Below are 25,091 nucleotides of genomic sequence, written 5' to 3'. Positions count from 1 at the left end.
TGGCCGCCCAGGGGCTGGACTATTCGGGCAAATGGTCCGGAACGCCGTCCTCGTCGACCTGCTTGACGCGGTCCAGCGCGTTGCGCGCGGCCGACATGGCCTCGACCGTGCTGCGGAAGCGTCGGCTGATGAAGATCTCGAAAGCCTGGGTGTCGGGCTCGGCTTCCTGCTGCACGGCGTCATCCGGTGGCGCATCGGCCTGGGCTGCCGCTTGCGCGTCCCGTTCGGCCTGGCTCTTTTTCTTCGGCAACCGCCGCGTTTCGATGAAAGCGCGCGGCGGCACGCGCCCCTCGGGTTGGGTCGCGTACGCGAGCACCGAAAATCCGTTGATGATCTTCTCAGCCATTGCGGTTCCGTGTGGCCGCGCCCAAAAAAGCGCGGTTCCTTGTTACCGACTACGGCCCGCCGCGGGAAAACTTAAGCCAGCGCCGCCTGGCGCGCACGCACGTAGGCCGCCACCTGGGCCAGCACGTCGGACAGGTCCGCCTGCAGCGGCGCGAAGCCGGCGTTGCGCTCGCGCGTGGCTTCGTCCATGTACAGCGGACGGCGGATCTCCACCTGCAAGCTGTGCCGATTCAAGGCCGGCTGGCCGATCTGCGCGATCAACTGCACGCCTTTGTAGGGGTCGTTGCGCGCCACGGTGTAGCCCTTGCCGCGCAAAGCGGTCTCGATCAGGGCGATGAACTCCGGCTCGCAGGTGGTGCCGTCGCGGTCGCCCAGCACAAAGTCCGCCAGCGGATGCTCGCTCTTGCGGCCCAGGCGCTCGTAAGCGTCGTTGGGCATAGAGTGCAGGTTCAGGTGCCAGACCGCGCCAAAACGCTGCCGCACCTGCTGGATCGCCTGCGACAGCGCCGCGTGGTAGGGCTCGTAATACGCCTGGATGCGGTGGCGCACTTCGGCCAGCGTGAGCTTGCGGTCGTAGATCGGCGTGGACCTGTCCATCCTGCGCCAGATCAAACCCTTGCCCAGGCGGGTCTTCTCGCCCGGGTCCAGCGGCTCGGGCCAGGGTTGCGCCAGCAGCTCCGGGTCCAGGTCCTGCAGCGTGCGGTTGGGATCGATATAGACGCGCGGAAAGTTCGCGGCAATCAGCGTCGCGCCCAGGGCCGGCGCCGCCGACCACAACGCGTCCACGTGCGTGTCCTCGCCCTGGCGCAATTGCGCCAGGGTGGCCGCGGCGCCGAAATCGTCGGGATAGCGCTCGCCGCTATGCGGCGAATCGCAAACCAGCGGCAAGGCCGGGCCCGTGGGCTCGTGTACGGAAACAGCGTCGAAGTCGGCGTGGGTCATCGTCAATCAGCCTGAATGTTGGCAGTCTTGGCGACCTTGGCGTAGCGTGCCAGGGCCTGCTGGATCTGCGCCTCGAATTCCTGGGGCGTGGTGCGCACCAGCGTACCACCCACTTCCTCGGCCTTCTTGCGGAATTCCGGATCGTCCTGGGCTGCGCGCACTGCCTTGTTCAGGCGTTCGATCACGGCCGGCGGGGTGCCGGCGGGCGCCACCAGGCCGAACCAGCCGCCCGTACCCATGTCGGGGTATCCCAGCTCGATGTAGGTCGGCACGTCGGGCAACAGCGGCGAGCGTTCGGCGCCCAGCACGGCCAGCGCGCGCAGCTTGCCGCCCTGCACCTGCGGCAGGGTCGAGGACAGGTTGTCGGTGATCGCGTCCACCTGCCCGCCCATCACGTCATTCAACGCCGGACCCGCGCCGCGGTACGGCACGTGCAGCAGCTTGATGCCGGACAGCATCATGAAGTTCTCGATGTTCACATGGCCCAGCGAGCCCACGCCCGGCGAGGCGAAGCTATAGCGCTCCGGCTGTTTCTTGGCCAGGGCCACGAACTCGGCCATATTCTTGGCCGGCAGGCCCGGATTGATCGCGAAGATGCTGGGCACGGCAACCACGTTGGCCACCGGCACGAAATCCTTCACCGGGTCGTAGTTCATCTTGCGGAACACGGCCGGATTCGAGCCGTGCGTGCTCATCGTGGCCATGCCGATGGTGTAGCCGTCGGGCGTGGCGCGTGCCACCTGCTCCATGCCCATGGAACCGCCGGCGCCAGCCTTGTTCTCGACCACGATGGTCTGCTTCAGGTCGCGGCCGGCGTACTCGGCCACCAGGCGCGCCACGATGTCGGTCGAACCGCCAGCGGCGAACGGCACCACCAGCTTGATGGGGCGGGCGGGATAGTCGGCAGCTTGGGCGATGCCGGCAAAGGACAACGTGGCGAACATGCCGGCGAGCGCGAAGCGCGCGGACCGGCCCAGGAGGCGGCGGGACATGGGGGATGACTCCGAAAGTTGAAGGTCAGTCGACAAGGCCGCCAGTGTCCGAACTTTACGATCCCCTTTCAAACGACTATATTGCACGGCTTCATTACCAATGGTCATGCTAGATGCGACTGCACTCGCCCTCCATGTCCGAACTGCACGCCTTCGTGACGGCGGCACGCCTGGGCAGCTTCACCCGCGCCGCGGAGGTCTTGTGCGTCACCCAGGGCGCCGTCAGCCGCGCCATTTCCCGACTGGAAGCGCATTTCGGCCAGCCGCTGATGCATCGCAACGCCCATGGCCTGACCCTGACTGAAACCGGACGCCGCCTGTACGACGGCACGCTAGGCCCGCTGCAGCAGATCGAGTCGCTCAGCGCCGGATTGCGCGCCAATGACCGTCGCCTGCGCCTGACGCTGTCGACGGTGCCGACGCTGGCCAGCGCCTGGCTGGTGCCCCGCCTGTCCGACTTTCATGCGCGCCATCCGGATATCCAGCTCAGCTTCGCGGCCTACCGCCGCAACGAAGATTTTTCGGGTGAGACGCCCGATGCCAGCATCCTGTCCGGCATGCCGGAGCAATGGCCGGGCTGGCAGGTGGACTACGTGATCGGGCGCGAGTTGGTCGTGATCTGCCACCCCGCCCGTCTGGCGGCCCGGCGCGCGCAGGGACTCTGGGACACGCCAGCCGGCCTGCTCGGGGAACCGCTGCTGTATCACTCGAATGGCATGGACAACTGGGCGCAGTGGCTGGCCGCCGCCGGCGTGCCGCGCGCCTCGGTCCAGCTTTCCAATGGCTTTGACCAGGTTTCCATCCTGGTTCGCGCCGTCATGGCCGACATGGGCATCGCCGTGCTGCAGCGCTGCCTGGTCCGCGACGACCTGCAGGCCGGACGCGTGGTGGCCCCGTTTCCCGACCTGCCCATCCGCATCGACCGTGGCTACCATCTATGCGCCCCGGCCCAGCGCCGCGACCATTACGCGCTGGCTTGTTTCCGGCGATGGCTGCTGGAAACCGCCGGGCAGGATCCCGACGTGATCGCCGCCAGCCCAGCCTGAGCGCCTAGCCTGCGGACACAACCGGTTGCCGGCGCCCGGCGCGGGAATACTACAAAATGAAAACGGGCTCCCGATCTGGAGCCCGCTGCGGGGGTCTGCGCCATGCTGCCGGCGCGGTCGAAAATGCTCAGGGTGCGAGCTTGAACCCGAGGTCCACGCCCCATTTGTCGGTCTCGCGCAGCCATTTCGCGCCGCAATTCAGGCAGCGGAAATGGTCTTCACGGCTTTCTTCACGGCCTTTCTGCGTGGGATTGGTGAACCCCTGGTGTCCCAGATGGGCATGCGGCGCAACGCCTGCAAGCCCGGGGTTAATGCGTTGGCAAGCCAGGCACATAACGCTCATTGGTGCTTCCCTACAATTTTAGTAACTAAATTGTAAGGGATTCCACCAATACTTTTCTATCGAATCAGGCCCCTAAATCCAAAAAATATTGTTAACGCCACAATTAAACAACAGTGGGCAGGGCCGCCAGGCAGGTTGCCAGGTGATACGGAGAGGTCGACGGCATGTCCTTGCGCACCACCGCTCCTTCCGCGTCCAGGCATTCGTACCAGCCGCCGGGGTGCAGGAAACGCGCGCGGAACATGGACAGGCCGGCCTCCAGCGCGGGCAGGTCGCCCAGCACGCCGAGCACCCGCAGGTACTCGGTCTGCGCCCAGATCCGGCGCGTATCGTCGATCACGGCGCCGGACTCGTCCAGCGACGCCACCACTCCGCCCGCGTCCACACCATGGCGGCGCGACCAGCGCACAGCGCGCGGCAGCGACTCCGTCAACTCCAGGCCGTCGAAAACCTCGGCCGAGCCTTGCACCAGCGACAGCCACTCGAACTGATGCCCGGGCTCCAGCCGGTTGCCGGCCGAGCCTTGCCGCTCTTCCGCGATGCACTGCGAGGCCGCATGCACGAAGAAATGGCTGATGCCTTGCGCCAGGCCGCGCAGGCGCTGCGCGTACAGCGCCGGCTCCGCAACCTGGGCTGCGGCCAGGTAGGCCTCGGTCAGATGCATCATGGGATTCTGCGCGGGCGCGCGCAGAGGCTGGCTCAGCTCGGCGCTGAGCGCCGCGTGATACAGCCCGTCGGCGGTCTTGAAGCGCGCCTCGATGGTCGAGGAAGTCGACAGCATGAGCTTGCGCGCATCGGCATTGCGGCTGCGGCGGAAATAGGCGGCGCAGGCCAGCACGATGAACGCGTGGGTGTACAGGTCCTGCGTGTCATCGAGCGGATGCGCCGCGGCGTCCACGCTATAGCGCCAGCCTCCGTGATGCTCGTCGCGGAACACGCGCCGCAGCGATTCGAACAGCACATCTGCATGCGCGCCCGCAGCGTCGCCCGGCGCTTCCGAAAAAACGTAGAGCTGGCGCGCGCAAGCCATGGCGCGGTAGCGCTCGACCGGCAGCGCGGCGCCCGTCGCCGCGTCCAGCGATTCATAAGGCAGACCCAGCGCGCCATTGAAACCCTGCCCCATCCAAAGGGGCAGGACAACGGAATCAAAATGGTCGCGGAATGCGCGGATGTGTTCCGCAAGTGAAGAGTTGGTCTGTGCGGCAGTCATCTTGGAACGGCGCATACCCAATGAGGGCCCCAGATTTTGGAGCAGCAACGATAACCGAAATTTTCGTCGCAAACCTTTGAGTATTCTCCGAAGCGTCATGCTCACACAGACCGGTCCCGCCGATCAGCTCCGTCCAGGGCGTGGCGCCCTATCGGAAGATGTTTTCCTCTACCCAGTTCTGCGCGAATACTTCCGCGCGATCGCGTGCTTCGTCCAACGAAGCGCAGTTGCCCAAGTGGGAAAACGCGGCATCCACTTCGGTGCCGCCCTCGGCCGTAACCGTCAGCAGTACGCCATATCCGCCGGTATCCATGGCCGCTGTGGAAACGTCGATCAGAACTTCCTGGTCACGATGCTGCATGTGCTACCTCCCAGTCGGTTACCTAAACGCGTGAACCACGCGTGACGTTGCGGGGGCAGAATCCCCGCGCAAATGAATAGACCTGCAAACGTCACGCAAGTTCATCTTACTGGCGACTCGTGGGTCGCGATACGTCGAAAAGCAGCCAAATCGCGCATTCCGTCTCAGGAAATTCCCGTAGCACGGCCCTCTTGGTCGCGAACTCGCGAAATACTGCGAAAACATTCGCAAATTGTGTGGAAATCCCCGCGCCAAACGGTCAAGACGCGGCGAAACGCGGAGGGCGGCCCCGGGCCGCGCCTGCTGTCGACATAATTGGATTTTGCGGGTTAGCGCAAATGGATGGCGCCCGGCTCTTCCATGCGCAGGGCGAGCTTGCCCTTCTCGGTGATCAGCCAGCGGCCGTCGGCGTCGGCTGCAATGCAACGCAACGTCTCCAGCGCCTGCGCCACGTGGGCGGGCACTTCAGTCTGGGCAGCGCCGGGCTCGCAATTGTCGGCCACGATGCGCAGCCAATGTCCCAACTCGCCTTTCTCGAAACGGTGCAATGCCATGCGGTGATTCTCTCTTGAATACCCAACGATAGCATGTTGCCATGCCCCGCCCTGGCGACCTGTAAAAGTCGCTAGGCAAGCAGCTTGGGCAAGGACGACGCCAGCAGCGCCACGCCCGAAACGGTCAGCAGGCCCAGCACGATGCGGCGAAACGCAACGTCGCTGATGCCCACGTAGACGCGCGTGCCCCACAAGGTCGGCACCAGCATCGCCGGCACGATCACCGCAAAGAGCGGCAGCATGTCGCGCGTCACCACGCCGGTGTAGACATAGCTCGCCATCGTCACGACCAACATCGACAGGTTGAAGTTCTGGATCACCGCGCGCTGCACGTCGCGGTCAAAGCGACGCAAGGTGCACCACAAAGTCGGAATGACGCCGGTGAAGCCGCCTATGCCGCCCATGACGCCGCCCATCGCTCCCACCACGCCGTCGGCCCATCGTCCACCCGCCGTGATAGGCGGCAAGCGCGTCGCGAACAGCATCACCGGACACCAGACCGCCAGCAGTCCGCCGACCAGCGCCTTGAACATCAGCGGATCCAGATAGGGCAGCAGCTTGACGCCCAGCGGAATCCCCAGCAATCCGCCCGCCACGAAGGGCAGCAGGTGCGCCATCGTGAATCCGCGGCGCATCGTGAACGCGGCCAGCAACTGGCCGGTCAGCGAGCCGAACACCACCATCGCAGCCGCGAGTTTGGGATCTATAGTCCAGGCCCAGAACGACATGGCCACCATGCCGAAGCCGAAGCCCGAGAGGCCCTGCACAAAACCGGCGGCCATGGCGCCCGCCGCGACCAGCACATATAAGGAATCCATACCCGCCGCACGCCTGCAAGAGAAGCCGGAACGGTTCCGGCGCTCGACATTCTAGAACGCGCCGATGGCCGGTTTCGCGCCTGCGGCGTACTGACGGGCTAGGAAGCCCGCAGCGCCAGCGGCCGCTTCAGGCGCGTCGCCGCCGCCGACGCCGCCACGCTGGCGCCGATCAGGGCCAAGCCCAGCGCCAGGTCGGCCGAAATGCGCTCCTGGAACACCAGCGACGACACGATCAATCCGATCACCGGCACGCACAGCATGGCGATCGAGGTCGCCACCGGCGGCATCTTCTGCGTCATGCCCAGCACCACGATGAAGGTCAGCGCGGTAGCCAGCGGACCGGTGTACAGGATCACGGGCCATGCCTCGGGCTGCGCCAGGAAAACGGGCGCGCCATCGCGCATCCACGCCAGCGCGGCCAGCGGCAGCGCCGCGATGGCGGTCTGCCAGGGAATCATGTCCGCGCCCAGGCGGATATGCCGGTAGCCGCGCAGCTGGATGATATTGCAGGCCCACGCAAAGGACGCACCCAGCAACATGGCCAGGCCGACCACCGTGTGCGCCTGCCAAGGGCTGAACGCGGGCGCGACGATGACGGCGATGCCGGCATAGCTCAGCCCCGTCGCCAGCCATTGCGCCATCGACAGGCGCTCCTTCAGGATCAGCGAGGACAGCGGAATCACCCAGATGGAAGTGGCGTAGGCGATCACGGACGCGCGTCCCGGCGCCACGTATTGCATCGCCCATAGCGCCAGCGCCGTGAACGCCCCCATCTGCAGCAGCGCCACACCCGCCACCAGCGGCATTTCCTGCCGCGTCGGCAGACGCAGGCGGCCCAGCATGCCCAGCACCAGCGCGCTGATCAGCGCGGCCGAGCCGAACCGGCTGGCGGCCAGCCACAGCGGGCTCATATGCGTCAGCCCCAGCTTCATGACGGGCCAATTGCCGCCCCAGATGGCGACCGCGCCGACCAGCGGCAAAAACCTGCCCAACGTGCTCTGCTGACTCATTACTGCCCAATCTACTGCTTGAATATTCCGCGCTTTGGCACAATTACCAAATGATGGAATAGTCTATAGGGTTAACCCCAGCATATTTCACTGCATTCAAGGGAGATACCCGTCATACTCAGCACAGATGAATTGCTGAATGACCGTAACTGGGTGACTTATGCCGGAAATCAACCTGGATGCCACCGACATCCGTATCCTCAACGAACTCCAGCGCGATGCGCGGCTGACCAATGTCGAACTCGCCGCGCGCGTGAACCTGTCCGCCTCTCCCTGTCTGGCGCGCGTGCGCCGGCTCGAAACCGAGGGCCTGATCGACCGCCGCGTCACGCTGCTCAACGCGCGCAAGCTGGGCCTGAAGGTCAACGTATTCATCCAGATCTCGCTGGACAAGCAGCGCAAGGCGGCGCTGGACGTGTTCGAACGCGAAATCGCGGTCCTGCCGGAAATCATGGAGTGCTACCTCATGTCGGGCGACGCCGACTACCTGATACGCGCCCTGGTGCCTGACGTGGACGCGCTGGAGCGGCTGATCGTCGAACACATCACCCGCATCCCGGGCGTCGCCAGCATCCGTTCCAGCTTCGCCTTGAAGCAGGTGCTGTACACCACCGCCGTCCCGCTCGCGTGAAGCCCGCGGCGGCAACTTGCGGGATCCGTGGCGCCCCTCCACAATGAAAGCGCCGCGCCCCGCGCCGGCGCCCCTCCCATCGCCTAGCAAGGAGAACACCATGCCTGAAACCGACTGGTTCCCCGGCGGCACGCTACCCGATCGTCAGGGCTACTTCGAAGTGGAATTCGAAACGGGTCAAACCGAAATCACACGCTACGGTCTGCTCGGCTGGGAGCCCGAGCAGGATCGCGGCCGGATCAGACGCTGGCGCGGCCTGGACCCGGACATCGAAGCCGCCGAAATGCAGCGCGAGAGCTCGGTGCGCAACAACGGCGATACGCTCATGGGCTGAAGCGCCGGCAGACGCGCCAAACAAAAACGCCGCGGAGAACATCCGCGGCGTTTTGCTTGGCAGGCCCGTTCAAAGATTCAGTTTGGAGATCTTGGTACCGGCCAGGGACACGCCTGCCATCAGGCCGCCGTTGTTCATCACGAAGCCGACGATGGGTTGTTGTGCCGTGTTGGTGTCGATGCGGCCGTTGGCGCCCACATTGACAACCGCAACCGTCGCATCGGCGCCCACGGTCCAGCCGCTGCTGTTGCGGAACTTGGCAAGCGCCTCATCCGTCATGAACAACAGCACCATCGCCTTGGACTGCGCCCCCGCCTGGAAGCCGACGGAACCCGCCGTGGTGCTGTAGTAGCCGGCGGTGGAACTGCCCACGCGCAGCACGCCCTTGCCATGCTCGGCCCCGATGATGAAGCTGCCGCTCAACACATCAGGAAAAATCAGCACGCCTCGGGCGCGGGCGACCAGTTCCCTGGACTGCGGCGACGCTTGATAGAGCTTGCCCAAGGTGGCGTCGGCCGCACTGTTCAACGATTGGCGCTGTTCGGTCGCGGTGGCCTCTGACTTGGAACTGTTGGTGGTGCAACCCGTGAACATCAGGCCGGCCACGCCGATCGCCGCGGCGGCCAGGCCGACACGACGCAAGACAGGAAAAGTATCAAACATGGAACTCTCCTTTGTTGTTGTCACCCTACACCAATGTACCGGGCAAATCCGCCAGCGCAAAGCACGCGATTGTGTGAAAAGAAACAAAACCCTGCCTGCCGCTGCGGGTCCGGCCCGCCGCTACAGGATGCCGTAGCGCGGTTCGCCCGTGGCTTCGTCCACCGACACGATGCCCGACAGCACCAGTTCGGCGTGGCGTCTTGCCGTCCCGGGATCCTCGAAGGTCACGAAACGCGGCAGCGACCAGCGCCGCTCGAATTCGCCTTCCACCCTCCGGCACACCGCTACCTCGATCGCCAACATGCCGGTATCCAGCCGGATGACCTGACATTCCACCTCGAATCCATCAATATGACGCTGTGGCCACGCGCCCATTCCTTGCTCCTCGAAATTGTTTTTCCCGGCCGCAATATGCCAAAAAATTTTTGGCTTGAAAAGTAATGTTTTCAAGGAGTTATGAAGTACTAGAGCAGGTAGTGCGAACGCATCTTGAAGCTCATCCAAATGGCCGAAAATCGGTCCAAATCCTGGCCTTTCGCGCTCGCCGCAAGAACGGTGCGAGCAGCATCTTTCAGCCGCCCGGCGGACGTATCCATTGCGCGTCCCACAAGCCTTCGCCGCGCTCCAAAGCCGCGCCCAAGGCCTGTTTGCTGCGCTGCGCAACCGCCGCCAGCAAGGCATTGCAGACGGAAAAGGCCGCAGTGTAGGAATCGAATGGCGACGCGCTGGAACTGCGCGCTATCAGCACGTGGTGTGCCGAGGCCGCGGCGGGCGCCGACGCCGAATCGGTGATCAGAATCACCTTGCCGCCTTGCTGCCGGAAATACTGCACCGCCTTGGCCGCGGCAACCGAATAGCGCCTGAAGGTAAACGCCAGCAGCACGTCGGCCTCGTCGATCCAGAGCAGTTGGTCTTCCAGGAACAGCGGACCGGCGGCGACCATGGGCTTGACCGAAGGCAGGCACAGGTTCAAGTACAGCGCCACGTGGCTGGCCAGCGGCGCGGCCTGGCGTAGCCCCAGCACATGCACCCGCCCCTTGCGCTGCGTCAGCAGTCGGACGGCAGCCTCGAAGGCGGCCACGTCGATCGACGCGTAGGTCTCCTTCAGATTGTGCTGGTCATGCAGCAAGGCGTTATGCAAGCAGGCGCGCGCCGACGGTTTGTCCGAGCCCACCGCGTCCGCGCGCTCGCCGGGCGAGGCCAGGCGCGCCGTCACTTCCGTGCGCGCCTCCATCTGGGCCTGCGCGTAGCTTTCGTAGCCGAGCTTGGCCAACAGGCGCACCACGGTGGAAGCGCTGGTGCCGACCTGCCTGGCCAGCGCCGTCGCCGATTCCAGCAGGCTTTGCGGATAGCGCGCCTGCATCTCCTCGACCAGCAATTGTTCGCTCTTGCTGAGCTTGCGGCCGTAGCCGGCAATACGTTGGTGCAGGTTCATCCTTGCATGGCCCTAGGTGATAACCCCAAATTTCACAATACACATTGCATCTTATATTGCTGCCTGCAATCTTCATTGCAAATTAGACCAAACCCGCAGTCACCACAAGAGAATTCCATGAAGCATCAATCGCAGGGACCGTCCTCGATCCGCCGCAGCCTGATCCTGGCCGGTCTGGGCGCCGCCTTGCTGCCGCTGGCCGCGCGCGCCGACGCCTATCCTTCGCGCCCCATCACGCTGGTCGTCCCCTTCCCTGCGGGCGGCTCCGTCGACCTGATCGGCCGACTGTACGCGGACGCCCTGGGCAAGGCGCTGGGTACCAGCGTCATCATCGAGAACCGCGACGGCGCGGGCGGCGCCATCGGCAGCAAGCGCGTCGCGCGCGCCGCGCCGGACGGCTACACGCTGGTCGCGTCCTCGCAAAGCTCGCACCTGGCCAACCCGCTGATGCGCAATGACCTGGGCTACGACCCGATCAAGGACTTCGTCTCGATCTCGCAGCTGTCGCGCACGCCCAATGTGCTGGTGACCAATGCCGCCGTGCCGGCCCGCAACCTGGCGGAGTTCGTGGCGCTGCTGAAGGCGCGCCCCGACCAGTTGCACTATGCCACCGCAGGCATCGGCAGCATGGGCCAGCTCAACGCCGAACTGCTGAAGAACACCCTGCAGCTGCAGGCCGTGCACGTGCCCTATCGCGGCGGCGCGCCGCTGATCAACGCGCTGCTGTCCGACCAGGCGCAGTTCGCGCTGGACAACCTCGCGCCCTTCCTGCCCCACATCCAGGTCGGCAAGATGCGCGCGCTGGCGGTGGCCGCGCCAAAACGCCTGGATTCCCTGCCCGACGTGCCGACCTTCGAGGAACTGGGTTACCCCGTGCTCAATTCCATGTCGTGGATCGGCCTGGCCGCGCCCGCAGGCACGCCGCCCGACATCGTCCAGAAGCTGCTGGCCGCCGTGCGCACCGCCGCCACCGAGGACGGCATGCCGCAATCCCTGGAAAAGGCCGGCGCGCTGCCCCCCGAGAACCAGACCCCGCAACAGTTCACCGCCATGATGTCCGAGCGCCTGGCGTTGTACAAAGACCTGATCGACCGCGCCGGCATCCGTCCTGAATAGGCCTTACTCCCATGAAAAATCCCGCTTTCGAACCCGACACCGCCCCGCTCGAAGTCCTGCCGCGCGATCTCTCGGCCTATCGCGAGGGCAATGTCGGCATCCCCTACGTGCACCGGTTCGAGTCGGGCCGTCCCGGCCCGCACGTGCTGATCAACGCCATCACGCACGGCAACGAAATCTGCGGCATGGTGGCTGCGACCCATCTGCTGGACTCGGGCGTGCGCCCCAAAATCGGCACGCTCACCGTCAGCTTCGCGCACGTCGAAGCCTATGAAGCCTTCGATATCGAGAACCCCTACGAGAACCGCCAGCTCGTCCACAACCTGAACCGCATCTGGTCCGCAGCCATGCTGGACGGCCCGGAAGACAGCCCCGAACTGCGCCGCGCCCGCGAGCTGCGGCCGGTGCTGGACGCCGCCGACTTCGTGCTGGACATCCATTCCACGCGTGCGCCGGTGCAACCCTTCTGGGTCTACACCGAGATGGACCGCAACACGGCGCTGGCCAGCGCCGTCGGCGTGCCGCAGGTGCATCTGGTGATGCCGCCCGACCTCTTCCCCGGCACTGGCGTCATGGGCTACGGCCGCCACGGCGATCCGCACTCCGACAGCAGCGGCTCGCTGGTGGTCGAATGCGGCCAGCACTTCGCGCAATCCGCCGCCGACCTGGCCACCGACGTCACGCTGCGCTTCCTCGCGCACACGGGCCTGATCGACATGCCTGCCGGCACGCCGCCCCCGGCCGCGCCGCAGCGCTACCGCCTGCTCGAAGTGCATATGGTGAAGTCCGAGGACTTCACCTTTACCCGTCCGGTGATCGGCTTCGAAACCTTCGCCAAGGGTGAACTCATCGCCATGAACGGCACCGAGGAAATCCGTTCGCCCTGCGACGACTGCACCATCTTCATGCCCACGCGCATGCCCATCGTGGGTCGCGAAGCGGTGTACCTGACCGTGGCGATCTGATCGCCATCCGCAAGCGCCTGATCGGGATCCGTCAAAGGTCCGGAATCAGGCGCTTGCCCAGGCTGATGACCTCGTCCTGCTGAAAGCCCAGGGTCGCGTAGAAGTCCTTCACCGCAATATTGCCCGACCGGATCAGCAGATTGATCTTGGGGCAACCCATTTCCAGCAGCCTGCGCTCCACCGCCTGCATCAGCGCGGTGGCATGACCGCGGCGCTGATGCGCGGGCGATACCGCCAGGTAATTGATCCAGGCGCGATGGCCGTCATAGCCGCCCATCAGCGTCGCGACGATCGCGCCGTCCGCCTCTCCCACCAGAAACAAGTCCGCCTGCACCGCAAGCTTGCGCGCAATGTCCTTGCGCGGGTCGTTCCATGGGCGGGTCAGGCCGCAGTCATGCCACAGCTGGATGATGGCCGCTTCGTCGGTCGAATGGTAGGGCCGGATGGCGAGGTCTTGCGCACTCATGCTTCGTTCCTTCAAGGATGGCAACGAAAGCCTTGCGATACGCCTCGACAGCGGGACCAGCCAGAAACAGAAAAGCCACGAGGGGTATCGTGGCTTTCAGGATATGGCGCCGATGGTTTGGCGCCGGGACGTGACCAGCCACTCAACGTAAGCGTCGAGTGATTCGTCGGTAGGCTGCGCCAGACATAGGCGCGAAATGCTGTGCGTTCATGAGGGCAAGCATACACGAGGCGGCGAAGCGCAGCCAACGTCAGGACGCGTCAGGCGCCTCCAGCGTGCCTTCCATGACCACCACGGCCTCGCCCGCCACGCCCGCCCATACGCCATCGGCGCGCGGTTCGGCGTGAGCCAGCAGCACGCTGGCGCGTCCCATGTCCACGCCCTGCTCCACCCTCAGGCGCATTGCGCCGGCGCCGCGCAGGGCCGTGCGCAAGGCCGTCATGGCCGCCGTCGCGCTGCCGGTCGCGGGGTCTTCCGTCATGCGACCGGTGAACATGCGGGCCTGGACATCCGCCCCGCCCGCCCCCGTGTCAGTGGTGTAGGCATAGATGGACTTTGCGCCGTCCAGCGGCAGCAGGGCCGCGTAGCCCGCCGGATCTGGCACGGCCCGCCGCAAGGCGTCGCGGCTGGCCAATTGCACCACCAGGAAGATCAGGCCTACCGACGCCACCTGCGGCGCATGCGTGGAGGTATCGATGTCCGCAGGCTCCAGGCTCAAGGCCCGCGCAACCGCGGCGGCCGGCGCCTCGCTGGCGCGCGACAGCGGTTGCGGCGCAAGCAGTTCCGCACCCGCCGCGCCGTTTGCGCCTGGGCGCAGCGCAATGCGCACCAGTCCCGCCTCCTCCTCAAACGCGAAGGCATCCGGCACGGTCAGGCCCGAGGCAGCCATTTCGCGCGCCAACACCACAGCCGTGCCCACATTGGGATGTCCGGCGAACGGCACCTCGCGGTCGGGCGTGAAGATGCGCACCCAGGCCGTATGGGCAGGATCCCGCGGCGGCAGCACAAAGCTGGTTTCGGAATAGTTGAATTCGCGCGCGATGCGTTGCATCTGCGCCGTGCTCAGGCCCTGGGCGTCGAACACGACCGCCAGCGGATTGCCGCCGTACGCTTGGCTGGTGAACACATCGGCGGTGACATAACGGTAGCGCATGGAACGTCCTCTCAGGCCACGCGGACTGCGCGGCGACCCGGGAAGTGTGCGGGGCCGGCGCGCGGCCCACCAGACACAGAGGCGATGAATCGGGACCGTAACAGCGGGTGGATCTGGCATAGACTATGCTGGCCCGGCGCTTTCCGCCCCCCGAGCCGGTGCATGACGATTTGCGCTCACCAGGAACCCGCCACATGTCCACGGTACGCACCTACTTCCAGAACCGCCTGCCTGCAGGCGAACTTGCCAGATTGATGCGAGTCCAGGAGCCGTTCTTTCTGGAGAACATCGTCGACATCGACGAAACCGCGGCAGCGCTGCAGGCGCTGTGCCGCGAACATGGGCTGACCGTGCGGACGGTCAAGCAACCCTACAACGCCAGCGTGTCGGGCTGGGATCTGGCCAGCTTTCTTCCCGCCTGGTTCGGCGCGCTGGCCCTTGGTTTCTTCGCCGCCACTACGCCGGGCGGGCAGCGTACGGACGTCACCCTCAAACTGCGCAGCAACAGCTTGCTCGAAGTGTGTTTTTCCCGGCCAGCACCCCATCCCGGCGCCGCCTTGCCTTGATCCGCGCGGGGTGTGCCTTGCATCAAGGTAGCGTCCACTCAGGCCTAGTACAATGTCCCATATATGGGGACGCTAAACATGAAAGACAGTGCCAGACCCGCAGAGGCGCTTACCGTCGAAGCCGCGATAGGCTTGGCTGAAAACTGGGCCCGCGCGCATCACGCGGACGCTGATCGAAGCAGGAAGTTCGCCACCCAATGGCATGGAGACACCAGCCCCGATGACAGGCAAGGCGAGGTGCTCCTGAGAGATCTCGCCTTCTTTTTCCAGGCCGCATCCAACGACGCCGCCTACTGGCGCTCGGTCGGAGACTTCACCGAGGAAGCCACCGGCCCCTGGGGAGTCCAGGCGCTGAAAGCCTTGGCCGGCCTGAACCTCATCGGCCTGGCGGCATCCCTAATCCTGTTCGCGGCGCGCGACAGCTCGGCCTTCACGGCAGGCGCAATCAGCGCCTGCGCCTTGTTCCTGGCCGGGCTGCTGCTGGCCTATCCGGCGCTGCGGCTCACCCGCATTTCCCGCTCCACGGCGAACGCCGCGTCGGCCCTGCAAAGCCGCGAAGCGGGCGCCGCGTCGACCTGGGAACAACTGCGGTCCGCCAACGTCGGCAACCCCAACGTCGGCCGCAAGGAACGCAAGATCGCCTTGCGCCTGGCCGCCATCATGGCAGCCACAGCCACGGCGGGCTGCGCGCTGCTGATTGCGACAGTGTGGTTCTAGCGGGTAGCCCGACGTCCGGCTACGCCACTGGCGTAACCGCCCTCCCCGTCGTAAAGAACGACACCAGGTTCCGCATCGCCAGCTCCGCCATCTGGCGGCGCGTCTCGTGCGTGGCGCTGCCGATATGGGGCGCCAGGATTACGTTCGACAGGCGCCGCAGGGGGCTCTCGCCCAGCGGCTCGCTTTCGAACACGTCGAGCGCGGCCCCCTGGATGATGCCGTTGGCCAACGCATGGCACAGGTCGGCCTCATTGATCACCGAGCCGCGGGCGACGTTGACGACCACCCCCTCCGGCCCCAGCGCACTCAACACGGCGGCGTCGACGATGTGGCGCGTTGCCGCCCCGCCGGGACATGACAGGACCAGCACGTCCACATGGCGAGCCATGGCAGGCAGAGAATCAAAATGCCGCCACGGCGTATCCTGGGGCGTGCGGCCGAAGTAGCTGAGGTCCACTTCGAACGGCACGAGCCGCCGGACGATCTCTTTGCCGATGCGCCCTAAACCGACGATGCCGACCTTCCTGCCCGCCAGGCTCGCCCCCAACGGAAAGGGCGAGGCCTCCCATGCGCCCGTGCGCACGAAGCTGTCGGCCGCAGGCAACTGGCGCAGCAAGGCGAGCAACAACCCCACCGCCAATTCAGCCACGGCCTTGTTCAACACGTCCGGCGTGTTGGTCACGACGATGTTCTTCTCACGCGCGCGGTCCAGCGCGATGCCGTCGTAGCCGACGCCGTTGGTGGCGATGATGCGCAGCTTCGGCAAGCGATCCATCAGCTCGGCGGAAATCCGGTAGTTCGAGCGCGTGACGATGCCGCCGATCGCATCGGCCTGCGCAGGATCGTTTTGCAGCGCCGCCTCGTCGATCAACGTGAACCTCGAGCGGAACTGCGCTTCCACCGACTCGGGAAAAACCCCTACCTTGAGCAGAGGGGGAAACTTGCCGTCCCCCTTGCCGGAGACATTTGCTGCTGCCTGGCGCGCTTGGGCCAGTTCATGCTCGATCATGGATTTCAACCTCGACGCTATAACATACGGAAAATTGGCGCGATAAGCCTGCAGCCATCGCAGCCGGGTTCGTAGCGGTTCGTGCGATCTTCAACCTGAAGTTTCTCCTTTCAGGGCAATAGGCCCATCGCATCATGGACATCAAGTGCATGCAGAGCTTCGTCGCAGTCGTCGAAGCCGGTTCATTCGCCGAAGCGGCGCGCAAGCTCGATCTGACCTCGGCCGCCATCGCCGCGCGCATCAAGGCGCTGGAGATGGACCTGGGCGTGGCGCTGGTCAAGCGCTCGGGGCGTTCGGTCCGGCCCACCGAGAGCGGCATGCGTATCCTCGAAGGCACCAAGGCGGCCATCCGCAACATCCGCGATCTGCGCGCCATGGCCATCGACGGCGACCAACCGGGCGAATTCCGCATCGGCTGTTTCGTGTCCGCATTGACGAACGTGTTGCCGCCGATACTGAAATCGCTGTACCGCAAGCATCCGGACGCCTCCGTCTTCGTCACGCCCGGCGGCTCCATAGACCTGTGCGGCAAGGTGGTCAACGGCGAACTCGACGCCGCCATCGTGGTGGAACCGCAGTTCGCGGTGCCCAAGAGCTGTCTCTGGCAGCCATTCATGGAAGAACCGCTGGTCGTCGTCGCGCCGTCCCATCTTGCGGACCAGGACGCCCACACCCTGCTGTCGACCCAACCCTTCATACGCTACGACCGCAACATCTACGGCGGCCAGCTGGCCGACCGCTATCTGCGCGACCACCAGATCTGGCCCAAGCAGCGGCTGGAGATCGACGGCCTGCTAGCCATCGTCGCGCTGGTGCATGAAGGCCTGGGCGTTGCACTGATTCCGGACTGGTCGTCCATGTGGAAGTCGCTCGACGTGGCGCGCATCCCGCTGCCCAACCGTGCGCCCGTGCGCAGGAACGGCCTGATCTGGAATACCCGCGGCCATCACGCCAAGATGGCCGCGTCGATATCCCAGGATGCCCGGACCCTCTTCGGCAACATGGAAGCACGCCGCGCAACGCCGTAGCCCTACTTCGACTTGCCCGGCACGCCGCGCAGGAAGTCGAAATCCACGCCCTTGTCGGCCTGGGTCACCGTATCGAGGAAGAGCTTCTTGTAGCCACGCTCGGCCGTGGGCGGCGTGACCGGCTGCTCGCGGCGGCGGCGGTCGAGTTCTTCGTCCGACACCAGCAGGGAGATCTCGCGCCGACTCACGCTCAGGCGTATGCGGTCGCCGTTCCTGACATAGGCCAGCGGCCCGCCTATGGCCGCTTCCGGCGTGACATGCAGCACGATGGTGCCAAAGGCGGTGCCGCTCATGCGGCCGTCAGAGATCCGGATGATGTCCTTCACCCCCTGCGACGCCAGCTTCTTGGGGATCGGGATATAGCCCGCCTCCGGCATGCCGGGCGCGCCCTTGGGACCGATGTTCTTCAGCACCAATATGTCCTGCGGCGTGACGTCCAGGTCCGCGGCATCGATGCGGCCCGCCAGGTCCTCGGCGTTCTCGAACACCACGGCCCGGCCTTCGTGTTCCATCAGCCCGGCATCGGCGGATGACTGCTTGATGATGGCGCCTTCGGGGGCCAGGTTGCCCGAAAGGACGGCTATGCCGCCCTGTGGATAGATCGGGTTCTGCCGCGTCTTGACCACGCTTTGCGGGAACCCCGGCCCCGCGCGTTCGATCTCCTCGCCCAGCGTCCTGCCGGTCACGGTCAGCGCGTCGAGCTTCAACAGCGGCTTGAGTTCGCGCAGCAGCGTGGCCATGCCGCCCGCTTTGTGGAAGTCTTCCATGTAATGCTGGCCCGAAGGCTTCAGGTCCACCAGCACGGGCGTCTCGCGCCCCATGCGGTCCAGCGCCTGCAGATCCAGGTCCAGCCCCAGTCGGCCGGCGATGGCGGTCAGATGGATGATGCCGTTGGTGGACCCGCCGATGGCCAGCAGCACGCGCATGGCATTCTCGAAGGAATCCGCGGTCAGGATCTTCGAGACCGACAGGCGCTGCCTGGCGATCTCGACGGCCTGCGCGCCCGTGAGTTCAGCAATGCGCATCCGGTCAGCCGTGACGGCGGGCGGCGTAGCGCCGCCAGGCACGGTCATGCCCAGCGCTTCGGCAATACAGGCCATGGTGCTTGCCGTACCCATGACCGAACAGGTGCCCACGCTGGCGACGAGCTGGTTGTTGACGTCGGCGATCTCCTGGCTGTCGATCTCCTCGGCGCGGTACTTGCCCCAGTACCGGCGGCAATCCGTGCATGCGCCCACCCGTTCTGAACGGTGCGACCCCGTCAGCATCGATCCCGTCACAAGCTGGATCGCCGGTATGTCCGCCGACGCGGCGCCCATGAGCTGGGCGGGCACGGTCTTGTCGCATCCGCCTATCAGCACCACCGCGTCCATGGGCTGCGCGCGTATCAGCTCCTCGGTGTCCATGGACATGAGGTTGCGCAGGTACATGCTGGTGGGAAAGGAAAAGCTCTCGTGGATGGAGATGGTCGGGAAATCCATCGGCAGGCCGCCCGCGAACATGATGCCGCGCTTCACGGCTTCCAGCAGCTGCGGCGCGTTGCCGTGGCAGGGGTTGTAGGCGCTGCCCGTGTTGGCGATGCCGATCACCGGCCGGTCCAGCGCGCCGTCCGTGTAGCCGGCGCCCTTGATGAAGGCCTTGCGCAGGAACAGCGAAAAGCCGCTGTCGCCGTAGCTGGTGAGGCCTTTGCGCAGGCCGCCGGCCTCGCCCTGCGACGCCTCGGTGTTTTTCTTGCTCATCTTGTTCAAGCTGCTTCCAGTTAATTTACGGTGATGCCGCCGTCGCGGATGACCTTGGCCCACTGCTCGATTTCGGCGTTCAGGCGCGCCTTGGAGGCTTCGACGTCGAGCGCGTCGGCATAGACGCCTTGCTGCAGCAGCTGGGCCTTGGCATCGTCCTTGGCCAGCGCCGTGGTCAGCGCCTTGTTGATCTTGGCGACGATGGGAGCCGGCGTGCCGGCCGGCGCCATCACGCCAAAGAGCGAACTGACGTTGAAGCCGCTGAAGCCTTGTTCCTCGGCGGTGGGAATGTCCGGCAACATCGAGACGCGCTGCGGCGTCAGCACGGCCAGCGGACGCAACTGGCCGGACTTGATGAAGGAGATCGCGGCGGGCACCGTCTCGGTCATCGTCTCCACCTGGCCGCCGACCAGGTCCGTCATGGCCGGGCCGCTGCCGCGATAGGCCACGTGCACGATGTTGACGCCCGCGATCTGCTTGAAGAGTTCCATCGCCATGCGCTGCGGCGCGCCCGCGCCCGACGAGGCGAAATTGAGTTTTCCGGGATTCGCCTTCGCGTAGCTCACCAGATCGGCCAGCGATTTGATGGGCAGCTTGGGATTGACCACGGCCACCAGCGGCACAAAGCCGACCACCCCGGCGGGCGCGAAGTCCTTGCGCAGGTCGTAGGGGATGGTGTCCTTCTCCAGGGTCGCCATGACCGAATGCGAAGTCAGCGCCCCCATCAGCAAGGTATAGCCATCAGGCTGCGCGCGCGCCACTTCCGCCGCACCGATATTGCCGCCTGCACCGCCGCGGTTCTCGATCACGACCTGGCCGCCGATCTGCTCGCTCAGGCGCTGGCCTACGATGCGTCCGATCACGTCGGTCGCGCCGCCAGGCGGATACGGGATGATCAGGCGGATGGGCTTGTTCGGATAGCTGTCGGCGGCCTGCGCGGATGCATGGCCAGGAACGGTGAAAGCAGCAGCCGCGATGAAGGCGGCCGCGGCGATGTGAATGCGCTTGCGCGCGGCATTCTTACAGAACATTTTTGTCTCCCGATGCGTTCTTATGGCTTGAAAGCTCTAGGCGCATGTTCGCAAACTCCCGCCTGCGAAAAGAGAAAAAAATTTATGTTCTGTCAAAAAAATCCGTGAGAGTCCTAGGACGTATGGATGAGGAAAATCCGGGCTGCACTTCGGTTTGGTGAAGTAGAGTTCTTGAGCCGCCGGCGTCCGGACTGCGGGATTCCGATGCTCGCCCCGGTGGGGCTGCGCTTCGGATCCCTCCGTCCGGACACCGGCTCACGGTGTCTACCCAGGAACGTGGTCTGAAGCCACCGCATCAGGCGACTGCCAGCCGAGGACCCCGGAGCCATCCGAAGCGCAGCCCCGCCGGGACGAGCATCGGAATGGCGCAGGGCAGCCTCGGCGGCTAAAGAACCCTGACATCCGCGAGCTCGAAGCCCTGCCGCCTCGGTTTTGTGAGGCTGGGTTTTTTTGTGCGGCAGGGTTCTTAAGCCGCCGGCGTCCGGACTGCGGGATTCCGATGCTCGCCCCGGTGGGGCTGCGCTTCGGATCCCTCCGCCCGGACACCGGCTCACGGCATCTGCCCATGAACGGCGGCTGAAACCAACGCATTAGGCGACTGGCAGCCGAGGACCCCGGAGCCATCCGAAGCGCAGCCCCGCCGGGGCGAGCATCGGAATGGCGCAGGGCAGCCTCGGCGGCTAAAGAACCCCGACATCCGCAAGTTCGAAGCCCTGCCGCTCCGCGACAGTCTGCGTCAGGCCAGCGCCTCTTCATCTTTCAGGATCTGCATGGCCTTGCCCAAGGCGACCTGGTAGCGCCGCTGCTCCTGGGCGACGCGGTCCGGCGTCCATTGATAGAAGCCCTTCAGGGAAGGCGACTTGACGCCTATGTTGCCCTGCTCGACCAGCTCGCGCATGAGCGCGCTGGGCCTGTCGTCCGTACGCAGGTGCGGATACATCGTCGCGGCCGCCGCGCAATGGATGTCGATGCCGGCCAGATCCTTCTGCAGCAGCGGGCCGGCCGCGATGTAGCGGAATCCGAACCCGTAGCGCACGGCGGTATCCACGTCCTCGGCGGACGCGAAGCCTTCCTCGACCAGCGCGATCGCCTCGCGCATCAGCGCATGCTGGATGCGGTTGGCAAGAAACCCCGGCACGTCGCGCTTGACCTGCACCGGCTTCTTGCCGGTATCGCGCATGATGCGGCTGACTTCCTGGGCCATGGCTTCATCGGTAGCCTCTCCGCGTATCACTTCCACGGCGGGCACCAGATGGGCCGGCATGAAGTAATGCAGACCCACCATGCGTGCGCGGGTCTGCAGGCCCTCGCCGATGGCGCTGATGGGAAAGCTCGACGAATTGCTGGTCAAGGGAATCGAAGCGGGCGCCAGCTGTTCCAGGCGAGCGAATACGGCACGCTTGGCTTCCAGCAGTTCGGGCACGCACTCGACCACGATGCGGGTATCGTTCCAGTCGATTTCTTCCATGGTTGCGCTGGTGACGATGCGCCCGGCGTCCGCCTGCCCGCCGATCATTTCGCTGGAGTCGTTCACGCGCCGCGTGGCCGCCGCGCGCGCCGCCGCGTCGGGCTCCACCAGCCATACACGCCAGCCGGCCGCATGAAAACCGGCGGCGACGTCGGCCCCCATGGTGCCCGCGCCCAGCACAATTGCCTGATCCATCTGTTCCGTCCTTTTGGTAGTTGGGGTATGTGGTACTCAGAGCGCCTGCGGGGCCGGCGCCGGCAGGTACATCGGCTTGCCCGCTACATCGAGTTCGACGCGCAGGATGCTGGCCGAACTGGACTCGGTGATGTAAAGCGTGCGGCCCGCGGCTCCCCCGAAGGCCAGGTTGGTGGTGTGCAGCCCCTCGGGAGACTGGATGCGCAAAGCCGGCTGGCCCAACGGATCCATGCACCAGACGGTGCCCAGACCCACGTGGGCAATGCACAGTCCGCCCTTCGCATCCAGCGCCAGGCCATCCGGGCCGCCGCCGCCCGACATCTGGATGAACGTGCCCACCTTGCCGACCTGACCGTTGCGCAGCAGCGGCACCTTCCAGATCGCGTTGGCCCGCGTCGCCGCCACATACAGCGCGTGCTCGTCCAGATCCATCACCAGGCCGTTGGGGCTGGGTATGCAATCAAGCAGGCAGTCCAGCTTGCCGTCCGGCCGCAGGCGGAACAGGCGGCCAGTCGGATCCTGCCAGCCGGTCATGCCCTGGTCGGTGAAATAGAGATCCCCCGCCTGCGAGAAGAACAGGTCGTTCACGCCCTTGAAGCGCTCGATGTTGTAGCGCTCGAGCAGCGGGCGCACCTCGCGGCGCTCGAGGTCGAACTGCATGATGCCGTGCTTGTAGTCGGCGATGAAGACGCGGCCGTCGCGATGGAACTTCAGGCCGTTGGGCCAGCCGTCGTACTGTACGAGCGGCTCGAATTCGCCACGCGCATCGACCCGCAGGATGCGGCCGTTGATGACGTCCACGCAATACAGCAGGCCGTCTGGCCCGAAGGACGGCCCTTCCAGCAACGAGCGCGGCGGATTGCCCTGCGGCTGGCCAGCGACCCACTCGTTCAGGTCCTGACCCTGCCACTTCAGCTCGTCGGGCAGCCGGGCGTATACGCTGGCTTGAATCCTGGGGACGGGATCGTAGAACATGCAGGTCTCCTCTGATTTACCGGACGGGAATCTATGCGCCCCGTTTCGAGCGAAATTCTAAGGAGAGCCGAGCATTTAAGGAAATGAAATATATCGAACGAGTCTTTCAATAAAACCGATCGTTGATTCCTGCCGTCGCGACGCCGCCGGCGTCTTGCCGCCAGGGGATTCACGCCAGCGTCCGCGCGGTGGACCCGGCCCACGATACGATGACGCGTCCCCTACCTGTTGCTTGCCGCCAAATGCTCCGTGTTGCCCTCCGCGCCATTCTCGTCCTCGTCATCGCCGGCGCCGCCTTGGTGCTGCTGCGAGGTACGGGCGGCCCCAAGCTGATCCACAGCGAAGATTCGCAGTTCGGCAAACTGCTCGTGTTCGAGGAAAACGGCGAGCGCTGCATGAACTTCAACTCCATGCACGACGTCGGCCGCCAGACCTGCATGAGCCTCGAGCATCCCGGGCAGCTGGTGTTTTCCTACACGCGCATGATGATGACCGCGCTCTACATCAATCCCAAGCCGCGCAACATCCTGATCGTCGGATTGGGCGGCGCCACACTGCAAAAGACCCTGGCCGCGCTCCTGCCCGATACCGTCATCGATACCGTGGAAATCGATCCCGCCGTGAGCAAGGTCGCGGCGCGCTACTTCGGTTACCAGGAAGGCCCCGCGCAACGCCTCTTTCTGGAAGATGGCCGCGCCTACATCGAACGCGCCCATCGCGACGGCCTGCAATACGACATGGTGATGCTGGACGCGTTCGACGTCGACTACATCCCCGAACATCTGATGACGCTGGAATTCCTGCAACACGTGCGCGGCATCCTCGCGCCGGGCGGCGTGGCGGTGGCGAACACCTTCACCGAGAGCCAGCTCTATGCACGCGAATCGGCGACCTATGCCGCGGTGTTCGGAGAATTCTTCAATCTGCAAACGGGCAATCGCGTCATCATGGCGGTCAACGGTGAACTGCCCGGCCGCGATCAGCTTGCCCGCAATGCCAAGGCGCTGGATGCCGTTCTCGGGCCGTTGGGCGTCAATGCCGAGGAAGCCCTGGAGATGTACTCGCGCCGACAGGCGATTGCCGACGACGCACCCGTCTTGCGCGATTGAGCCTGGACGGCGCGCTCACTTCACGGCGGAGTTGCCGCCATCCGCATAGAGCGCGGACCCGGTCACGAAGCTTGCCATCGGGCTGGCCAGGAACAGCGCCGCCGAGGCGATTTCATCTGCGCGCGCAATCCGCTTCATGGCATGCAGGCCGGCCGCCCAGTCCTTCTGCTCCTGGCTCCCGGCCATCTCGGTGTCCACTCCGCCAGGCAAGAGCGCATTGGCGCGGATGCCTTGCGCGGCATAGTCCGCAGTAATGCCCTTGACCAAGCCCATCAGCGCGGCTTTGGACGTGCCGTAGGCCGTCATGCCGGGCAGGCCCACGCTCGTCCCCACAAAACTGGACACGAAGACCAGCGCGCCGCCGCCCCGCTCCAGCATGGCCGGAATCTGATGGCGCGCGCCCAGGAACGCCGCCGTGAGATTGACGCTCAGCGTATGCTCCCATTCTTCCAGGGCAACTTCCGCAAGCGGCTTGAAGGGCCCGATGGTGCCGGCATTGTTTATCGCGATGTCCAGGCCGCCGAACTCGCGCTGGGCGTACTGCACCGCCAGTCTGTGCGTGTCCGGCAAGGCGACATCTCCCGCAGCAACGCAGGCCCGCCCGCCGGCGCTCCTGATCTCAACGGCCACCTGCTCCAGCAGATCACGGCGTCTGGCCGTCAGCACCAGCGCCGCGCCCTCGGCGGCCAGGCGCAACGCCACGGCGCGCCCGATGCCCGAGGACGCGCCCGTGACCAAAGCCACTTTTCCAGCAAGAGATAAAGACATCGGCGTCTGCTCCAGGCATGAATGATGCCTGCATCCTACGAATGCGAACGCGCCTTGTCCTCCCGTTTATTGCTGCGTTTGCGTATGCCCCTGATCGCAGGC

General features: G+C 65.3%; 29 protein-coding genes. 9 read left to right on the top strand and 20 right to left on the bottom strand.

The features are described from left to right. Window positions 1–19: 19 nt before the first annotated feature. From IB258_RS22050 to IB258_RS22040, 3 genes are all read right to left on the bottom strand, one after another. Complete coding sequence (locus tag IB258_RS22050; protein ID WP_175160932.1) at window positions 20–346, bottom strand: hypothetical protein; 327 nt, start codon at window positions 344–346, stop codon at window positions 20–22. Between the two features lie 71 nt (window positions 347–417). Further along, window positions 418–1,287, bottom strand: coding sequence for an N-formylglutamate amidohydrolase (locus IB258_RS22045; protein WP_192353207.1), 870 nt, complete (start codon window positions 1,285–1,287; stop codon window positions 418–420). Window positions 1,288–1,289: 2 nt separating this feature from the next. Further along, entirely contained in the window at window positions 1,290–2,279 is a 990-nt protein-coding gene (locus IB258_RS22040; RefSeq protein ID WP_054458219.1) for a tripartite tricarboxylate transporter substrate binding protein, read from the bottom strand. Between the two features lie 113 nt (window positions 2,280–2,392). Between IB258_RS22040 and IB258_RS22035 the strand changes: the two genes are divergently transcribed. Further along, entirely contained in the window at window positions 2,393–3,325 is a 933-nt protein-coding gene (locus tag IB258_RS22035; protein WP_175182130.1) for a LysR substrate-binding domain-containing protein, read from the top strand. A 127-nt stretch (window positions 3,326–3,452) separates the two neighbouring features. Here IB258_RS22035 and IB258_RS22030 read toward each other — a convergent pair whose 3' ends face one another. The 6 genes from IB258_RS22030 to IB258_RS22005 form a co-directional block, all read right to left on the bottom strand. Next, the gene (locus IB258_RS22030) at window positions 3,453–3,668 is read right to left on the bottom strand and encodes a hypothetical protein (protein ID WP_042792993.1); all 216 of its coding nucleotides are present in this window, start codon (window positions 3,666–3,668) and stop codon (window positions 3,453–3,455) included. A gap of 103 nt (window positions 3,669–3,771) precedes the next feature. Beyond that, the gene (locus IB258_RS22025) at window positions 3,772–4,878 is read right to left on the bottom strand and encodes an AGE family epimerase/isomerase (protein ID WP_192353206.1); all 1,107 of its coding nucleotides are present in this window, start codon (window positions 4,876–4,878) and stop codon (window positions 3,772–3,774) included. Window positions 4,879–5,026: 148 nt separating this feature from the next. Continuing rightward, window positions 5,027–5,239: a hypothetical protein gene (locus IB258_RS22020; protein ID WP_008159938.1), complete on the bottom strand. Its 213-nt coding sequence runs from the start codon at window positions 5,237–5,239 to the stop codon at window positions 5,027–5,029. 329 nt (window positions 5,240–5,568) lie between these two features. After that, the gene (locus IB258_RS22015; RefSeq protein WP_054458221.1) at window positions 5,569–5,793 is read right to left on the bottom strand and encodes a hypothetical protein; all 225 of its coding nucleotides are present in this window, start codon (window positions 5,791–5,793) and stop codon (window positions 5,569–5,571) included. A gap of 71 nt (window positions 5,794–5,864) precedes the next feature. After that, window positions 5,865–6,611, bottom strand: a complete 747-nt coding sequence (locus IB258_RS22010; protein WP_054458222.1) for a sulfite exporter TauE/SafE family protein — start codon at window positions 6,609–6,611, stop codon at window positions 5,865–5,867. A gap of 98 nt (window positions 6,612–6,709) precedes the next feature. Continuing rightward, window positions 6,710–7,621, bottom strand: a complete 912-nt coding sequence (locus IB258_RS22005) for a DMT family transporter (protein ID WP_054458223.1) — start codon at window positions 7,619–7,621, stop codon at window positions 6,710–6,712. A 160-nt stretch (window positions 7,622–7,781) separates the two neighbouring features. Between IB258_RS22005 and IB258_RS22000 the strand changes: the two genes are divergently transcribed. Both IB258_RS22000 and IB258_RS21995 read left to right on the top strand, forming a co-directional pair. Continuing rightward, window positions 7,782–8,252 (top strand): Lrp/AsnC family transcriptional regulator, encoded by a 471-nt coding sequence (locus tag IB258_RS22000; protein WP_006226939.1) that lies wholly within the window; start codon window positions 7,782–7,784, stop codon window positions 8,250–8,252. Between the two features lie 100 nt (window positions 8,253–8,352). Beyond that, a complete protein-coding gene (locus tag IB258_RS21995) occupies window positions 8,353–8,586 on the top strand; it encodes a hypothetical protein (RefSeq protein WP_054458224.1) in 234 nt (77 codons plus the stop codon). A 69-nt stretch (window positions 8,587–8,655) separates the two neighbouring features. Here the strand turns inward: IB258_RS21995 and IB258_RS21990 are convergent, their stop codons facing one another. The 3 genes from IB258_RS21990 to IB258_RS21980 form a co-directional block, all read right to left on the bottom strand. Next, complete coding sequence (locus IB258_RS21990; protein ID WP_054458225.1) at window positions 8,656–9,249, bottom strand: YSC84-related protein; 594 nt, start codon at window positions 9,247–9,249, stop codon at window positions 8,656–8,658. A gap of 120 nt (window positions 9,250–9,369) precedes the next feature. Further along, on the bottom strand, window positions 9,370–9,585 hold the full coding sequence (locus IB258_RS21985) for a hypothetical protein (protein WP_244958708.1): 216 nt from the start codon (window positions 9,583–9,585) through the stop codon (window positions 9,370–9,372). Between the two features lie 235 nt (window positions 9,586–9,820). After that, a complete protein-coding gene (locus tag IB258_RS21980) occupies window positions 9,821–10,684 on the bottom strand; it encodes a MurR/RpiR family transcriptional regulator (RefSeq protein WP_192353205.1) in 864 nt (287 codons plus the stop codon). Between the two features lie 117 nt (window positions 10,685–10,801). On the opposite strand from IB258_RS21980, the gene IB258_RS21975 reads away from it, so the two are divergent. Both IB258_RS21975 and IB258_RS21970 read left to right on the top strand, forming a co-directional pair. Further along, a complete protein-coding gene (locus IB258_RS21975) occupies window positions 10,802–11,800 on the top strand; it encodes a tripartite tricarboxylate transporter substrate binding protein (RefSeq protein ID WP_054458228.1) in 999 nt (332 codons plus the stop codon). Window positions 11,801–11,811: 11 nt separating this feature from the next. After that, window positions 11,812–12,765, top strand: a complete 954-nt coding sequence (locus tag IB258_RS21970; RefSeq protein ID WP_192353204.1) for a succinylglutamate desuccinylase/aspartoacylase family protein — start codon at window positions 11,812–11,814, stop codon at window positions 12,763–12,765. Between the two features lie 31 nt (window positions 12,766–12,796). Here IB258_RS21970 and IB258_RS21965 read toward each other — a convergent pair whose 3' ends face one another. Both IB258_RS21965 and IB258_RS21960 read right to left on the bottom strand, forming a co-directional pair. Then, window positions 12,797–13,231 (bottom strand): GNAT family acetyltransferase, encoded by a 435-nt coding sequence (locus IB258_RS21965; protein WP_054458230.1) that lies wholly within the window; start codon window positions 13,229–13,231, stop codon window positions 12,797–12,799. 250 nt (window positions 13,232–13,481) lie between these two features. Further along, window positions 13,482–14,384 carry a PhzF family phenazine biosynthesis protein gene (locus IB258_RS21960; RefSeq protein WP_054458231.1) on the bottom strand — a complete coding sequence of 301 codons (903 nt, stop codon included), beginning with the start codon at window positions 14,382–14,384 and terminating at the stop codon, window positions 13,482–13,484. A gap of 194 nt (window positions 14,385–14,578) precedes the next feature. Between IB258_RS21960 and IB258_RS21955 the strand changes: the two genes are divergently transcribed. Together IB258_RS21955 and IB258_RS21950 are read left to right on the top strand one after the other, a co-directional pair. Then, complete coding sequence (locus IB258_RS21955; protein ID WP_054458232.1) at window positions 14,579–14,950, top strand: hypothetical protein; 372 nt, start codon at window positions 14,579–14,581, stop codon at window positions 14,948–14,950. A gap of 78 nt (window positions 14,951–15,028) precedes the next feature. Beyond that, the gene (locus IB258_RS21950; protein WP_125471554.1) at window positions 15,029–15,667 is read left to right on the top strand and encodes a hypothetical protein; all 639 of its coding nucleotides are present in this window, start codon (window positions 15,029–15,031) and stop codon (window positions 15,665–15,667) included. Window positions 15,668–15,686: 19 nt separating this feature from the next. Here the strand turns inward: IB258_RS21950 and IB258_RS21945 are convergent, their stop codons facing one another. Next, on the bottom strand, window positions 15,687–16,676 hold the full coding sequence (locus IB258_RS21945; protein ID WP_192353203.1) for a 2-hydroxyacid dehydrogenase: 990 nt from the start codon (window positions 16,674–16,676) through the stop codon (window positions 15,687–15,689). Window positions 16,677–16,810: 134 nt separating this feature from the next. Between IB258_RS21945 and IB258_RS21940 the strand changes: the two genes are divergently transcribed. Beyond that, window positions 16,811–17,704 (top strand): LysR family transcriptional regulator, encoded by an 894-nt coding sequence (locus IB258_RS21940; protein ID WP_054458234.1) that lies wholly within the window; start codon window positions 16,811–16,813, stop codon window positions 17,702–17,704. Window positions 17,705–17,706: 2 nt separating this feature from the next. Here IB258_RS21940 and IB258_RS21935 read toward each other — a convergent pair whose 3' ends face one another. The 4 genes from IB258_RS21935 to IB258_RS21920 all read right to left on the bottom strand — a co-directional run bounded on the left by IB258_RS21935 (window position 17,707) and on the right by IB258_RS21920 (window position 23,112). Continuing rightward, entirely contained in the window at window positions 17,707–19,443 is a 1,737-nt protein-coding gene (locus IB258_RS21935) for an IlvD/Edd family dehydratase (RefSeq protein WP_054458304.1), read from the bottom strand. A 20-nt stretch (window positions 19,444–19,463) separates the two neighbouring features. Further along, window positions 19,464–20,474, bottom strand: coding sequence for a tripartite tricarboxylate transporter substrate binding protein (locus IB258_RS21930; protein ID WP_054458235.1), 1,011 nt, complete (start codon window positions 20,472–20,474; stop codon window positions 19,464–19,466). Between the two features lie 736 nt (window positions 20,475–21,210). Beyond that, window positions 21,211–22,137, bottom strand: coding sequence for a 3-hydroxyacyl-CoA dehydrogenase family protein (locus tag IB258_RS21925; RefSeq protein ID WP_192353202.1), 927 nt, complete (start codon window positions 22,135–22,137; stop codon window positions 21,211–21,213). Between the two features lie 36 nt (window positions 22,138–22,173). Further along, complete coding sequence (locus tag IB258_RS21920) at window positions 22,174–23,112, bottom strand: SMP-30/gluconolactonase/LRE family protein (protein ID WP_192353201.1); 939 nt, start codon at window positions 23,110–23,112, stop codon at window positions 22,174–22,176. A gap of 242 nt (window positions 23,113–23,354) precedes the next feature. Between IB258_RS21920 and IB258_RS21915 the strand changes: the two genes are divergently transcribed. Continuing rightward, window positions 23,355–24,221 carry a spermidine synthase gene (locus IB258_RS21915; RefSeq protein WP_192353200.1) on the top strand — a complete coding sequence of 289 codons (867 nt, stop codon included), beginning with the start codon at window positions 23,355–23,357 and terminating at the stop codon, window positions 24,219–24,221. Window positions 24,222–24,236: 15 nt separating this feature from the next. On the opposite strand, the gene IB258_RS21910 is transcribed toward IB258_RS21915, so the two are convergent. Next, on the bottom strand, window positions 24,237–24,989 hold the full coding sequence (locus IB258_RS21910) for an SDR family oxidoreductase (protein WP_192353199.1): 753 nt from the start codon (window positions 24,987–24,989) through the stop codon (window positions 24,237–24,239). Window positions 24,990–25,091 lie beyond the last annotated feature (102 nt).

This window comes from Achromobacter sp. ACM02 (genome assembly GCF_014851605.1).
GTDB classification, from domain to species: Bacteria; Pseudomonadota; Gammaproteobacteria; order Burkholderiales; family Burkholderiaceae_B; genus Achromobacter; species Achromobacter aegrifaciens.
The sequence above is the reverse complement of the archived record's forward strand: the minus strand, read 5'-3'. Positions and strand labels throughout refer to the sequence as shown.